The 13,661-nt window shown below is 53.3% G+C and carries 12 protein-coding genes and 1 pseudogene; all 13 read right to left on the reverse strand.

All coding sequences use genetic code 11. The features are described from left to right. Positions 1-84 precede the first annotated feature (84 nt). The 13 genes and pseudogenes from CPT76_RS13190 to CPT76_RS13250 all read right to left on the reverse strand — a co-directional run bounded on the left by CPT76_RS13190 (position 85) and on the right by CPT76_RS13250 (position 13,520). Positions 85-510 carry a DMT family transporter gene (locus CPT76_RS13190; protein WP_076166721.1) on the reverse strand — a complete coding sequence of 142 codons (426 nt, stop codon included), beginning with the start codon at positions 508-510 and terminating at the stop codon, positions 85-87. Between the two features lie 219 nt (positions 511-729). Continuing rightward, positions 730-2,265 (reverse strand): sulfatase family protein, encoded by a 1,536-nt coding sequence (locus CPT76_RS13195; protein WP_105443245.1) that lies wholly within the window; start codon positions 2,263-2,265, stop codon positions 730-732. Between the two features lie 45 nt (positions 2,266-2,310). Further along, on the reverse strand, positions 2,311-3,180 hold the full coding sequence (locus CPT76_RS13200) for a carbohydrate ABC transporter permease (protein ID WP_105443246.1): 870 nt from the start codon (positions 3,178-3,180) through the stop codon (positions 2,311-2,313). Between the two features lie 27 nt (positions 3,181-3,207). Next, the gene (locus CPT76_RS13205) at positions 3,208-4,131 is read right to left on the reverse strand and encodes an ABC transporter permease (protein ID WP_258168626.1); all 924 of its coding nucleotides are present in this window, start codon (positions 4,129-4,131) and stop codon (positions 3,208-3,210) included. A gap of 74 nt (positions 4,132-4,205) precedes the next feature. Next, entirely contained in the window at positions 4,206-5,738 is a 1,533-nt protein-coding gene (locus CPT76_RS13210) for an extracellular solute-binding protein (protein WP_105443247.1), read from the reverse strand. A gap of 168 nt (positions 5,739-5,906) precedes the next feature. Beyond that, positions 5,907-6,806, reverse strand: a complete 900-nt coding sequence (locus tag CPT76_RS13215) for an AraC family transcriptional regulator (protein WP_105443248.1) — start codon at positions 6,804-6,806, stop codon at positions 5,907-5,909. 211 nt (positions 6,807-7,017) lie between these two features. After that, positions 7,018-8,028 carry an NAD-dependent epimerase/dehydratase family protein gene (locus CPT76_RS13220; RefSeq protein WP_105443249.1) on the reverse strand — a complete coding sequence of 337 codons (1,011 nt, stop codon included), beginning with the start codon at positions 8,026-8,028 and terminating at the stop codon, positions 7,018-7,020. A 137-nt stretch (positions 8,029-8,165) separates the two neighbouring features. Then, positions 8,166-8,687 (reverse strand): TetR/AcrR family transcriptional regulator, encoded by a 522-nt coding sequence (locus CPT76_RS13225; protein ID WP_105443250.1) that lies wholly within the window; start codon positions 8,685-8,687, stop codon positions 8,166-8,168. A 197-nt stretch (positions 8,688-8,884) separates the two neighbouring features. Further along, a complete protein-coding gene (locus tag CPT76_RS13230; protein ID WP_105443251.1) occupies positions 8,885-9,661 on the reverse strand; it encodes an ABC transporter permease in 777 nt (258 codons plus the stop codon). A gap of 21 nt (positions 9,662-9,682) precedes the next feature. Continuing rightward, positions 9,683-10,462, reverse strand: a complete 780-nt coding sequence (locus CPT76_RS13235) for an ABC transporter ATP-binding protein (protein ID WP_076166742.1) — start codon at positions 10,460-10,462, stop codon at positions 9,683-9,685. A gap of 13 nt (positions 10,463-10,475) precedes the next feature. Then, positions 10,476-11,452: pseudogene (locus tag CPT76_RS13240) on the reverse strand (ABC transporter substrate-binding protein). A gap of 25 nt (positions 11,453-11,477) precedes the next feature. Continuing rightward, a complete protein-coding gene (locus CPT76_RS13245; protein WP_105443252.1) occupies positions 11,478-12,932 on the reverse strand; it encodes an aryl-sulfate sulfotransferase in 1,455 nt (484 codons plus the stop codon). A gap of 33 nt (positions 12,933-12,965) precedes the next feature. Beyond that, on the reverse strand, positions 12,966-13,520 hold the full coding sequence (locus tag CPT76_RS13250) for a MarR family winged helix-turn-helix transcriptional regulator (protein ID WP_258168383.1): 555 nt from the start codon (positions 13,518-13,520) through the stop codon (positions 12,966-12,968). Positions 13,521-13,661: the final 141 nt, after the last annotated feature.

The raw sequence follows: 13,661 nt of genomic DNA on the forward strand, positions 1-13,661 counted from the left end.
CCAGCAGCCCGCGGTCCTGAATCTCTCTCATCTTGAACGTCCCCCTCTAACTTAGGCCCATCATAATGGCGTACGGCAACGATGTCAAAATTTAAGAATAACGACGCCCGCAATCATCATCCCGATCCCGATAAACTGTGCGGGGCTGATCTTTCGTTTTTTCATGCCGAACCAGCCATTCAGATCGACAATAAAAGTCAGGCAGAGCTGGGCGATTAATAATGCGGAAATCGTAAAGGTCACTCCGATCGTCTGAATCGACGTCACTTCGCTGAATATGATGACTGCTCCCAAGGCCCCACCGATGCGGTACAGCGGCTTGACGCTTGTAAAGCCCTCCCGGCTGCCGTCCCGTGCAAACAGCAGGATGATCAACGCGAGAATACAGCCGGTCAGTTGGGTTACCGCCGCGGCCTGCCACGTCCCGATATCCCCGCTGATCCGCGAGTTGGCTACACCCTGCAGCGTAATGCAGGCGCCCCCCAGCAGTGCAAATATAATGCCTTTCATAGGTACTCTCCTTCTGTATTGTTCTGTCATTATTAAAAGGCAATCGCGGCGGTATAGGATAGGACATATGTCCTCAATTGGATGGAATCCCGCAGCCAATGAATCTGAACAGCAGACCGGGACTGCATAAAGACCCTCCGACACACAAAAAACCGCACGTCAGTTAGCTTTGCTAACGTGCGGTTTATCTTCATCTGCGGCCCTCGATCTTAGGTTATGTCATCGCGGTTCGAGAGACGGGCTATAAAATTCAGCATTTCCGAATTCCGCACGTCCAAACGATGGTCCTCTTGTCCACGTAATTGCCAGGTGCATAAGCAATTCGGAGGTCATTTGTTCCCGGATCGCCGTGAAGCGTTCATCTCTGTACAAATTAAACCACTCGCCAGGATCTTCCTTCAGATGGTACAGCTCCCCCTTAAGCTCTTTCAGCCTGGAGTCTGCATCGTCCAGTGGCCCTGGTAAAGACATGATCAGCTTCCAATCCCGTTTGCGCCACATGACGGACGGAGCGGCGAATCGTCCGTCATCTGTCGTCCGGTGGAACTCGCAAAACGTTCCTGTGCGCCGCTTGCCTGCTAACAAGTCGAGACCGGGAAGCACAGGATTAAGTTCGGCTCCCGATGCTTTCGCCAGCGTGGGAACCAGGTCGATCAACTCGGCCGGCCTGTCATCCGTTATCCCACGCATTTCAGCGGGAATCCAGCTGCCGGACAATATCATCGGAACCCGTACGCTGCTCTCAAACAAGCAATATTTACTGAAGCGGAACCGGCGCTCTCCCAACATTTCACCGTGATCCGATACGAAAACGATCAGAGCGTTGTCCAGGTATCCCTTGGAACGCAGACCGTCCAGCACCTCTCCGAAATAATGGTCCAGCCAAGAACAGTTGGCCCAGTAACGCAGCGTTGTCCGCCTGCGCTCCATCACGCTCATCCGTTCCCACATCTGCCTTCTGTCCCAATATCGGCTGCCGCCTTCTCCGTGGATCAAAGCCTCTTCTTCCACATGCGTTCCCTGTTCTAATTCCCAAGGAGGCTGCTCAATGTCCGGAATGTCCTCGAGCCGATACCAGTCTTCGAACTCCTTCGGAACATTAAAGCCCGCATGGGGCTTTAGAAACGACAAATACAGAAACAGCGGCCGCGAACCATCCAGCCCGTGCTCGATAAACTTCTTGCATTGCTCAGCCACCCACCCGTCACGATGCCGGTGCATCGGCACTTCGCTGGTGCGGCCGATATATCCGAGCACATTTTCTTCCCCGCTTCCGTAATCGCGGGTTTCCTCATAATATGCGCTCAATCCTTCCGGATCATCCTCATCCATCATCAGCGCATTCTCTTCGTAATGCCCGCTGTCCCGGCCGAGCCCGATAGCCCGAACCTCAAATCCGCGCGCCGACGGGTGGGATCGCCGGCCGTGATTCCAGTGCGTTTTGCCGAAACCGGCCGTCTGGTAGCCCTGCCTGCGCAGCAGCTCCGGCAAAGGCGGGATGGGAAAATCGTCCTCGTCGTCAAGGCCGTCCCGGTTGGTTCTTACCCCGATTTGCGAAGGATACAGCCCGAACATCATCGAACTGCGGCTGGGAACGCACATTGGCGCTTGGCAAACCGCCTGGCTGAATACGATCCCTTCGTCCGCAAGACGGTCGAGCGTCGGTGTTTTGATATGCTGATTGAATCTCCCGATGCAATCCCAGCGCTGCTGGTCGGTCATCAGAAATATAATATTCGGTTTCGTTAAAGCCATTGAACCCTAACTCCTCCCTTCATTTGCACGGCCTACCTCTGCCGGTCATCCTTTGATAGAGCCGACCATGGCACCCTTGGCAAAATGCTTTTGCAAAAACGGATACACGAGCACAATCGGCACGGTCGCCACGATAACCGCTGCCATTTTCAGCATTTCGGAAGGCGGAGGCGCAGCGGACACATCATACGCGTCGAGAGCCGCGTTGTTGGCGCTGAGCAGCATATTTTGCAGCAGAACCTGAATCGGCCATTTGGTGGAATCGTTCAAGTAAATCAGTGCTGAAAAAAATTGGTTCCAATACCCTACTGCATAAAAAAGGCCAAAAGCTGCCAAAGCAGGCATTGACAGCGGCAGAATGACGGAAAACCATATCCGCATATCGTTGGCGCCGTCCATCGCTGCAGATTCATCCAGATCGGCAGGAATGCTCTCAAAAAAGGATTTCATCAGCAGCACGCTCCATCCGTTAGCCAGCGACGGGATAATGAGCGCCCAGATGCTGTCGATCAGACCGAGCTGGCGCACGAGCATATAAGCCGGGATTAGTCCCGGACTGAACAATATCGTAATCAGCACGAACAAAAGCACCTTGCGCCGACCACGCATTCTCCGCCGTGACAGCGGGTAGGCGAGCATGGCCGTCACAATGAGTGATAATGCTGTGCCGACAGTCGCAAGAAAAGCGCTGTTTCCCACCGACCGCAGGAACGCGTCCGTTGAGAGAAGGTAGCGGTAAGCATCGAAACTCCAGTGATCGGGCCACAGCAGCCAGCGTTTCTGTGCAAACTCGGCTGGATCCGCAAGCGAAACGACCAGCACGTAATAAATAGGAAAGCACGTCGCCACCCCCAGCAATCCAAGTCCGACTCCATTCAGGCTTTGAAATGCCTGGTTTCTCCATCCAATTCTCATTCTTTTCTCTCCGATCTGCAGAAAATCCTAAAATATCCCACCATTCCCCCATTTATTGGCCAGCTTGTTGGACAGCAGCACGAGCACGAGTCCGACCACCGACTTAAAGAGTCCGATCGCCGTACTGTAGCTGAACTCTCCGCGCTGAATGCCGATGCGGTAGACGTAGGTGTCGAACACTTCCGCAACATTGGAGACTGCCCCGTTGTACATGAGAAACACCTGCTCGAAACCTACGTCCATCAGATCTCCCAGCCGCAAAATCAGCAGCACGACAATGACGTTACGTAAAGCGGGCAGTGTGACATGCCACATTTGTCTTAATCTCCCCGCTCCATCCATTTTCGCCGCTTCGTACAGCTGCGGATCCACGCCCGCCATCGCGGCCAGAAACACGATCGTCCCCCAGCCCGCGTCCTTCCACATCGACTGCAGCGTAATGACGATCCAAAACTTATGGGGATTGGTCAGGAAATCGATCCGGTCATACCCCGCTGCCTCCAGCCAGTGATTGACGAGACCCTCGCCTCTGGCGAACAGCGTGAACGTCAAACCGGCAATGATCACCCAGGACAAAAAGTGCGGCAGGTACAATACAGACTGCACCAACCGCTTATACCCTCCACTGCGCACCTCGTTCAACAAAAGCGCAAGGGCAATCGGCAGCGGGAAGAAGAAGACCAGGTTCAGCACATTGATCGCCAGCGTGTTGCGAAGCAGCATACCAAAATCCGGCGCGGCGAAAAATGTATGGAAGTGCTCCAGCCCCACCCAGGGGCTCCCCCTCATTCCGGCAAACGGGGAGTAATCCTGAAACGCCATGAGCGTTCCCCACATCGGTATGTATTTAAACACGATGAAGAAGAGAATGCCGGGCATAGCCAGCAGATACAGATACGGGTTTCGTCCGATATCGCGAACCAGCCTATGAAAATACGTTCGTTTGGACATGGACTCGCCCTTGTTCCGATATGCAGAATGGTTGTCAGTCATCGTTTTCGCTTGATTCAAGACTCCACCTCCCATCAATGCCCGTTGCGTTTCCGATAAGCGTCTGACATTTCTTTCGTCGCTTGGATGAACTGCGGATCGCTTTTCGTTTTGGCAACCAAGTCATCCCATGCGGACAGCGGTTCTTGGCCGATGACGATCTTGGCGGTCAGGTCGCTGATCCGCTTTTCGAGGTCCGGCAGCAGCTTTTCCGCCGCTGGGGAGTACAGGCCTACTCCGATATCCGGTACGTTCTCCTTGCTCCGCTGAGCATCCACCTGGCTTCTCAGGTCCTCCAGCTCCTTTAGTTCCGGATTGGCTGGCGGGGGATTCAGCGCAGGATCGATCGAATTGACGATCTGATTGAAGTCGGATGCGTTGTCCTTCAGGAGTTTGTCCGGATCGACGATTTTGACACCGTTTTCTATCCGATAATGAATCCCCTCGATGCCAAACCGCTGAACAGCGGATACTTCCGGCGTCAGCCAGGTGTCAACTAGTTTCAAAATTTGCTTGAGTTTTTCTTCCGGCACCGTTTTTGGAATGGCCAGAATGCCATTAAAACCGGTCCCTTTCGGGACAAATCCGTTAAGCGTAGCCAGTGGATAAAAATCCGCTTCCTTGTAAGACGGTACGAGCTTTTTCAAACCGGGAGAATAAACCTTGGGCCCGGTTCCCGTCTTGTCGATGACACCGCCGGCCCGATTGCCGATGTAGTAGTCTCGCACCTGCGTTGTTTTCAAGGTTAGCAAGTCTTCAGGCAGCAGCTTTTCCGAATATAGCTTAGCTAAATAAGCCAGCGACTCGCGGGCTTCCGGCAGAAAGGAGGCATAGGTCAATCCATCGCCTTCTTCCTTCCAGGAGCCGGTCACACCGGTAAAAATTTCACGGAACGTGCCTGTCAGCGTATCAATCCCAGCGGACAGTCCGAACGTATCGGCTTTTCCGTTGCCGTCGGGATCCTTTTCGGCAAATGCCTTCAGTACACCGTACAGCTCCTCCGTCGTTTTCGGAGGCTGAAGGTCCAGCTTATCCAGCCAGTCCTTGCGGAGAATCAGGAAGGATACGTCATTCGCATCGCGTCCACGGGGAATGCCGTAATTTTTCCCATCCTCCATTTTGGTAAGCTCCCACGCAACTTCAGGGACTCCCTTCTGCAAATTCGGGTAATCCTTCAAATACGGTGTTATGTCCCAAATGGCCCCCTGCTTGACCAGATTCCGGAAAGACGGCCCGAAAGGGTCGCTGATATAAGTCAAATCAGGCAGCTCGCCTGAGACGAGTGTAATGTTCAATTTATCATCATACACATTGTTGGAAATCCATTGAATGTCCAGCTTTGAATCCGTCAGCTTTTCAATTTCCCGCTTGATGACATTATCATCGGATGCCGGAGGTGTGCTGGGCGTTATGGTCATAATGCTGATTTCGGCACGCTCGGGAGCGCCTTTTGAATTTTGCCCACCGGCTTCGTCATTCGAAGAGCCCGCAGACCTCCCGCAAGCAGACAATGACACCAGGACCGTGCACATGAAAATTTGAAAGAACAGGCGTGGCTTTACTCTCATCAGTTATCCCTCTCCCTTTTATAACTAAGAATTCACCCTTGTTTAGTATGATTTATGAAATCATCTTAGCTTAAAATGGGACTTGGTAATTGTATAATCGGGACAGATAATTGACTCTTTGAGCCAAGGACCGTCACTGGCTGTCCTGCAGAGATCGTGCCTGCTTCTTTAATAAATCGTTTTCCACAAGCATTCCTTTCGGTATCTGCTTGGCGTGCAGCCCGCTAGTCTGACAAATGTACGGTTAAAATGCGAAGAGTCGCTAAAGCCTGCGAACGATGCGATCGAGTCCACACTGCGGTTCGTTTCCGCCAGCATCTGCTTCGCTCGCTCGACCCGGATTTGCATTAGCGTTTCATGAATACTTCGGTTCGTTTGCTCGCGAAATACACGGCACAAATGCCTGCCGCTAATCGTGAACGCCCGGGCGAGTTCCTCGATGGACAGCTTCCGGTGGAAGTGCTGCTCGAGATACGCAATCACCTTTCGAACCAAAATTTCGTGCTGGATCGGCACAGGTTTAGTGCGGGAGATATCGGGAGATTGCCGCAGTAAGATTCGCGACAGCCGGATGAGCAAATGCACGAGCAATTGGACAGCGATTACGTTGGCGCCTGGGGCGCCTGTCTTTAATTCCTGAAGCATTGCTTCCAACTGGCCAAGCACCTCCGTCGATTCCGCCGAAGTCAAGGACAGTTTTCTCGGAGGGCGTTCGCCGCTACCGCAAAATGGCCTAATAAAGGGAAGGTCCGTCAGAACGTTCAAGCCTTTCGGCAAATATACAGGAATCGTCTCCTGCCGGAACAAGCAGTTCACGATTTCAAGATGACTATTTGGGGCATCAGGAAAATGATGGCTTTCCCCTGGCATGATCAAGAACACATCCCCGGTGTTCAGCGCATAATTCGTTCCGTTGATCCGATGCATGCCTTGTCCCTGGACAACATAAATAAGCTCAACGAAATCATGAAGATGTTCTTCGAACAGGTTGTGCTTTCCGTGGGAAGCGCGTTGAATCCACACGTCATACTCCCCTCGATCGTATTCCGAAAATTTTTTCCGCTCCATATGGACCTCCCTTTCGCTGTCTCAAAAAACGCAAGGAGACCTATCGGCTGAATGGGCCAACAGGTCTCCGTTTGTACGGTAGACGTTAATATTCTGATACGCCTAACTTTGCGATCCATTATAAGCAATTCCGGAGCAATCGTAAACATGAACTACCCCCTGCTAACATGGACGCCTTTTGTTTGATTAGTGATTAATCAATAACAAGCGCTTAAACTGTTCTAGAGTTAGCCGTCTGTGATGTCTGGACCGATGCTGCGGTGTTCGCCTGCTGCAGTGCTTTGACCGTCGCGGTAATGCCTTCCTCGAACGGTGTTGCGATAATCGGGCCGATCCACTTTTCGTACTTAGCTCCGCTCAGCGTCAGCGGTTCCTCGGTCAAGTAAAGCATCTCTACGATCTCTTTCATCACGGGCACGCCTAATCCTAGCAGAGATAACCCGATTTTCTTTAGCGGAAAGACCGGTTTGCTGCTTCCGCTGGCCGCTCTCGCGATCCGGACGATCTCCCGTCCCGATATCAGCCCGCCCGCTGGAATGTTCCAGTTTTGACCGTAGGCGTTGTCATGACCCGCGACTTCGGCAATCATGGCGGCGGCGTCCGGCAAGTAGACATATTCGCGTGGAACGGTCATATTGCCGATGAAAAAGGCCATTTTGCCCGCCGCAATTGCTTCAAGCGTTGAACCCAGATAGGACGCTTCATTCGCTGTTGGCCCATAATAATCCGGCAGACGGACGATCATAACCCTTGCCTTTTTCCAGCGCTTGCCGAACAGCATGCGTTCAAAGTCCAAACGAACCTTCCCTTTCTTCGTATGCGGCTGTTTCGGATGTTCTTCTGTGACCGGGTCGGACTGCCTTCTTCCATAAGGATAGATCCCATCAATCGCAACCACTTTGATAGCGAGCTGTTCCGCCGCCTCCATTACGGATTCACCAAGCGGGATTAGCTTGCTGGCCATCTCATGGTACGGTACGTTCGCACAATGAAACATGACGTCTGCATTCCCAGCTTGCGCGATGATCTCCTCAGGCCGCATGGCATCTCCCATGGCTAGCTTCAAATGCTCCGGGTTTCCCAATTTGCCGGCGAGCTGCTCCAGCTTTTGGCGTGATCTTCCGAACGCAATCGTAGGAATTCCCCGCTTTACCAATTCCTCTGTAATGGCTGCACCTGTTCCACCTGTGGCTCCAACCACCATCGCTTGGTTTATCGTCATATGAAATCGTCCTCTCTGTTTTGTTTTGTGATTGATCAATCACTTACTTGGATTCATCATAGCATTTAGTTAGTGATTGGTCGATAACTAATCATAAAAAAACTCCATTTGGATAAGGAGACCTCTCTCTCGTCCCCTTATCTTTCTTTTAATTCGGGCAAACTGATCGCATCCGCTACGTTGCACAGCATCCCTCTGGCCAAAAAGAGCATCGTTCTTTCTTCGGGATGTGGAATCCCCGCCTCGCGAAATGCCTGCAGTACGATTTGACGAACCTGCCGGAATCCGTTTCTCATCGCTTCCTGGATCGCTTCTTCCTGAATCGTTTGGGACTGCATCTGCAGCAGAATCTCGTTCCGGTGGTTCTCCATGATTTTCTCGTATTCCGTAATCAGCTCCGCTTCCAGCCGCTCCGGCGACGCCGACTTCACGACTTGCTGAAACGACTCGATCATCCGGGACCAGGACACTTCCAGAGCCGCAAGCAGCAGCGCTTCCTTCGTTGAGAAGAAACGAAAGACGTAAGGCTGCGAAATGTGGGCCCGCTGTGCAACCTGTGCTGTGGTGGCCCGGTAATAGCCAGTTTCGGCAAAAACCTCGATGGCGGCCGATATAATATCTGTTCTTCGGTTGACCGAAGTAGACGCATCTCTTGCCATGGCGCATAACTCCTTTTCATGACGCAGATTAGTAAGTAATTGATCACTATCTAAGAAGTATAGGGGATAACGAAGCGGAATGCAATTCTCTTCCTCAAGCTGAGCGGTGATAAACCAAAGAGACGGACCGCCACTGCGGTTCGCCTCGTTTTACGATGATATTTAAATCTTTGTCCTATGACTCTCCGTCCCGTCTCCTACCGCTTCAAAGACGTCGTACTTACCACACCGTATCTCGCGAGCAGCCTGCGCCCGAGCAGTCCAACTGCCCGATCCGTCAGGAAGCCCATTAGCCCTAAGCAAATCAGACCTACGAAAATCCAATCCGTCCGGAAAAACAGACGCGAGTTCCAGATCAGATACCCGACTCCCTCATTGGAAGCGATCATTTCAGCTCCGATGATGGCCATAAAGGATGTGCCCATGGCCAGCCGGATGCCGGTAAAGATGTACGGAACCGTTGCCGGGATGATGACATGAACGACGATCTGCCATTCGGAGGCTCCCATGCTGCGGGCCGAACGAATTTTATCCTCCTCGACGGAGAGAACGCCGGTGAACGTATTCAGAATGACGATAAAAAATGTAGCGTACATGATCAGCATAACTTTAGATGTTTCGCCGATGCCGAACCAGACCAGGAACAGCGTGATGAACGCGATAGGCGGAATAAACCGGATAAAGTTCAAAAACGGCTCGGCGAAGGTACGGATGAATCCGACTTTACCGATGATGATCCCGATAGGCACCGCCACCAAACTGCCGAGCGTCCATCCGAGAAGGACACGATAGGCGCTGATGCCAATGTACTGCAGAAGTGTGCCGTCCATCAACAGCTCGTATCCGCCTTTCGCCGTGTAAATCGGGCCTGGCAGAATCTCCGGCCCGTATACAAGCGAGACCAGCTGCCAGATGATGATCAAAGCGATCCAGAACAGCACTTGAAGCGGTCCTTTCTTTATTTTCTTGCTCATGGTGATTCCTCCGATCGGATTCTATTCGTCAAAATGGGCCTGAATGCGGTTGTACAGGTCATGGAATTCCGGCGCGGCTAAATCTCTCGGGTACGCCAGCGGCACCTCGTAAATATCGGTGATCCGCGAAGAGGGTCCGGCGGACATAATACCGATCCTTCCGCCAAGTAGCAGCGCTTCCTGTATGTCGTGGGTGACGAAGATCACCGTCTTGTCGGTTTCCTGCCAGATCTTTACCAGTTCGCGCTGCATCGTTCGTCGGGTCATCGCATCCAGCGCGCCGAACGGCTCATCCATCAGCAGAATGCCGGGATCGTTGGACAGCACCCTCGCCAACTGCACCCGCTGCTTCATCCCGCCGGAGAGCTCGCGGGGGAATTTATTTTCATGCCCTTTGAGTCCAACCATGCCGATAAAACGATCGGAGATTTCCTTGCGCCGGGCGGCGGGAATGCGCTTCATCCGCAGGCCGAACTCCACGTTCTCCCTGACGGTCAGCCAGGGGAAGAGCGAGGAATCGGCCTGCTGGAAGACGACGGCCCGATCCTGGCCAGGCCGATCCACCTCTTTCTCGCCCACCCGCAAATGCCCCGAGGTTTTCGACACGAACCCGGCGATCAGGCTGAGCAGCGTCGACTTGCCGCAGCCGCTAGGGCCGAGGAGAACGAAAAATTCTCCTCCCTTCACGACCAGATCGACATCCTGGATAATATAATGCAGATCGCCTGCCGTCTGCTGTTGACTATAGCTTTTATTCAAGCGCTCAATATAAATCTCGTTTGGTCTGGTTACTGCCCCCATCATCCCAGCCTCCTTATTTCAACTCAATCACGCGGTCCGGGAACGCTTTGCGCACCAGGTCCAAATTCAGCTTGTCGTTCAGGTTAAAATCCTTTTCAATAATGCCGGTATCCACCATATATTTTTTCTGGCCGGCCAGCCCGTCGTAGGCCTGCTGGGTGAAGCCGATCTTCCAAGGATTTTTCGGCAGATCCTTAAGCGTGGCCTCTTTCGGCTGCTTCACTTCGTCATACATAATGTCGGCCGTTTCGTCCGGGTGTGCCTGGACGTAGTCGGATGTTTCGTCAAGCGCCTTCAGCAGTTCGACCAATTCGTCCGGGTGGTCCTGGATCAGTTTGGTGCCGGCGATCAGACCTGTACCGAGCCGGACAGGCGTCTGGGACATATCCGACAGCTCATGCGCTTCGGACAGCGCGGCGAACTTGTCGTTCAGCACCGAGCCGTACACCCAGGCCGCGTCGATCTCGCCCTTTTTCAGCGCCACATACGTTTCGTCAAATCCTCCCTGCCCGACCAGCGTGACGTCTTTCAAGGCAATGCCGTTTTGCTGCAAATAAACGTCCCACAAATAAGGAATGAACGTTCCACGCGAGTAGCTCAGTTTCTTGCCCTTCAGGTCGGCGGAGCCGGCAATCTCTTTACGGGCGAACATCTTCCATTCGCTTGCGCTCAGATCCGTTGCCGTTCCGGAGGAAGCAAAGATCGCATAGTCGCCTTTGCTGACGGCATTCAACAGCGGGAAGTCTGCGCCAAAGGCAATATCCACCTGCTTGATGAACAGGGCGTTGACCCCTTCGGCCGGCGTGGCGAAGTTGACCAGCTCCGCATCAATGCCGTGTTTTTCGAAAAATCCTTTTTCACGGCGACCCGGAAAATCGGGTTGGTGGAAATATCGGCGATTTTCACCTTAAGCTGGTGCCCGCTGTCTTTTCCCGAGGCGGTTCCGCATGCGGTGAGCAGCACAGAAACCAGCAGGACGGCTGCGGTCATTACGCTGATGCGTCGAAACACATGCCTACTCATCTTGATCCCGTTCCTTCCTGACGACTTCGTCCGTGGTCGCTACGCAGAAGGCTCCATCGCCATAGGATACAGTACCCTCAACTTCGACTGCGGTCACGGCTCCACGCGGCGCAGCGCCCAGCAGCCGGTAATCGGCTACATCAAGCGGAGCGATTTCCGTCTCCACCGGCTTTTCCAGCTGCGGGATCCACTCATAAGGTACGCGGTAAGCGCGGTAAACCATATTCGCGTTTCTGGAGTTTTTATAAGGAGAGATGTATTCCCACACCAGTTCATGCTCCCGCGTGACTTCGAAAATTCTTCCGTCCGCTCCTTCGGTAATCAGCGTATTGCCGTTAGGCAGACGCTGCGCCGAGCTGATATAAGGGCTATAAAAGCGGTAAGAGTCCAATGGCGCCTGGAATCCGGCTTCAGTCGGTGTGTACTGCCATTCGATCTCCAGCGTAATCGGGTGAATCTCCAGAATCCGGGAATGGTCGCGGCGCGCCACCTTGACGCCATCCGGTGATTCGGGGTTCGGGCTGCCATAGCCGCCCCAGCCTCCGTTATCGAATACCAGAATATTGCCCTCTCCCGGCAGTCCCTTCGGAATCAGATGGGCATGGTGCTGGCCGATAATCCAGCCGATATGTTTGGTGTCTTCTCCGGAATAGTCCGGGCCGAGCTTCCATACGATGTTCCCGGTCCGTTTATCGATGATCGCGATAATGTTGGATTCCCGCGCGTCCCATATCAGATTGTCCGGATGAAAGCGCTCGTCGCCTGCATCATAGTGCTTATTCGGACCGAGCACCGAAACAGAGTTGATATGCATCCAATCTCCGGAATGGGTGCCGAACGCCCGGGTATTCGGGTCCCGGTACAGCGCCTCCTTCGCCGCTTCGTCAAATCCAAGCTCTTCAAAGTGATCGCTGACGGCCCATTCCCAGACGACATTGCCCTCCCAATCCACTTCGATGATCGTGTCGTCCAGCAGCTCGATGTCCGAAATTTCGGGACGGTTGACGTTTTTATGCGCGAGAATGATTGTATTGCCTGAACCGACTTTCGGATCGGCACCAGGCACATAATATCCGACCGGATTGCCTTCCCGCTGGTAATCATGATGCTGGCGTGCCATCCACTGCGCGGGATGACCCGGATCCTCAATCCATTCGTACCGGTCGAATTTCCAGACGACATTGCCATCCCAATCGACCTGTACCAGATTGGCTTCGTCCTGAAAACCATATTTGGGATCCCGCTCGGCAGTGCTGCCCAGCACATAGCCTCCAGGGAATATTTTGTTCGGGAAACCGCGCAGCCTCTTCCACAAATGCACCTCTCTGCCGTTCATGTCGATCAGCAGTGCCCCGGTGTCAGCTGCTTGGTAGATGGTGTAACCGCTCCATGCCTTTCCTGGTTGGTAAACGGTCGTTCCTGTCGGATAAATGGTTGGATGTCCCATATGATCTGTCTCCCTTCCCTGCTCACAATGAATTTAATATGAAATAAATCGGTTCGGTCTCTGCGCTACCTTCCGGTGGCCGGGAGGCGGCTCCTCGGCGTTCTCAGGTGGATGTGCCTGCTTCAGCACGGCGTCGGCAAAGCCTTCCAAATGCTCGTAATGTCTTTTGAAATTCACGATTTGTTCCTCTAGTTCCTTGGCCGTAAAGCCTCCAAAGATGCGTTCGATCATGTAAGTACCTGCGTCCCGGTTGCGCATGTCCCTGCCCTTATCCGTAATGTCCAGGACAACCGATCTGCGGTCGGTCTCCAGGCGCTTTCGCTGCGCGAAGCCGAGCGATTCCAGCTTGTCGCAAACAGCGGTCACAGCGCCTGTGGTGAAATCCAGCCGTTCGGCCAGATCCCCGAGTTTCTGCTCGCCTTCATGCAGAATCGCGTTCAGCACGAGCATCCCAGGCAGGGACACGCCTTCAATCGATACTTTGTCACGTTCCTTGACGAATCTCCGAACCAGCCTGCGAAAATGCCAATCGGCTTCCTCCATCAGAAGCCACTGCTTCTCTTCCATATCTCTCCTTTCACCATTCATCAACCACCACCATTGCTCTCCCCATGGAGTAGCGGCCATCCGCAACAACGTGATTGCTGATATACAAAAAGGCCCCCGAATGCCATCGCCGCAAGAAGCGGTATGGATTACAGGAGCCTTTGGTGGACCAATCGGCTGATA

This window comes from Paenibacillus sp. AR247, from assembly GCF_002968895.1.
Classification (GTDB): Bacteria; Bacillota; Bacilli; order Paenibacillales; family Paenibacillaceae; genus Paenibacillus_AQ; species Paenibacillus_AQ favisporus.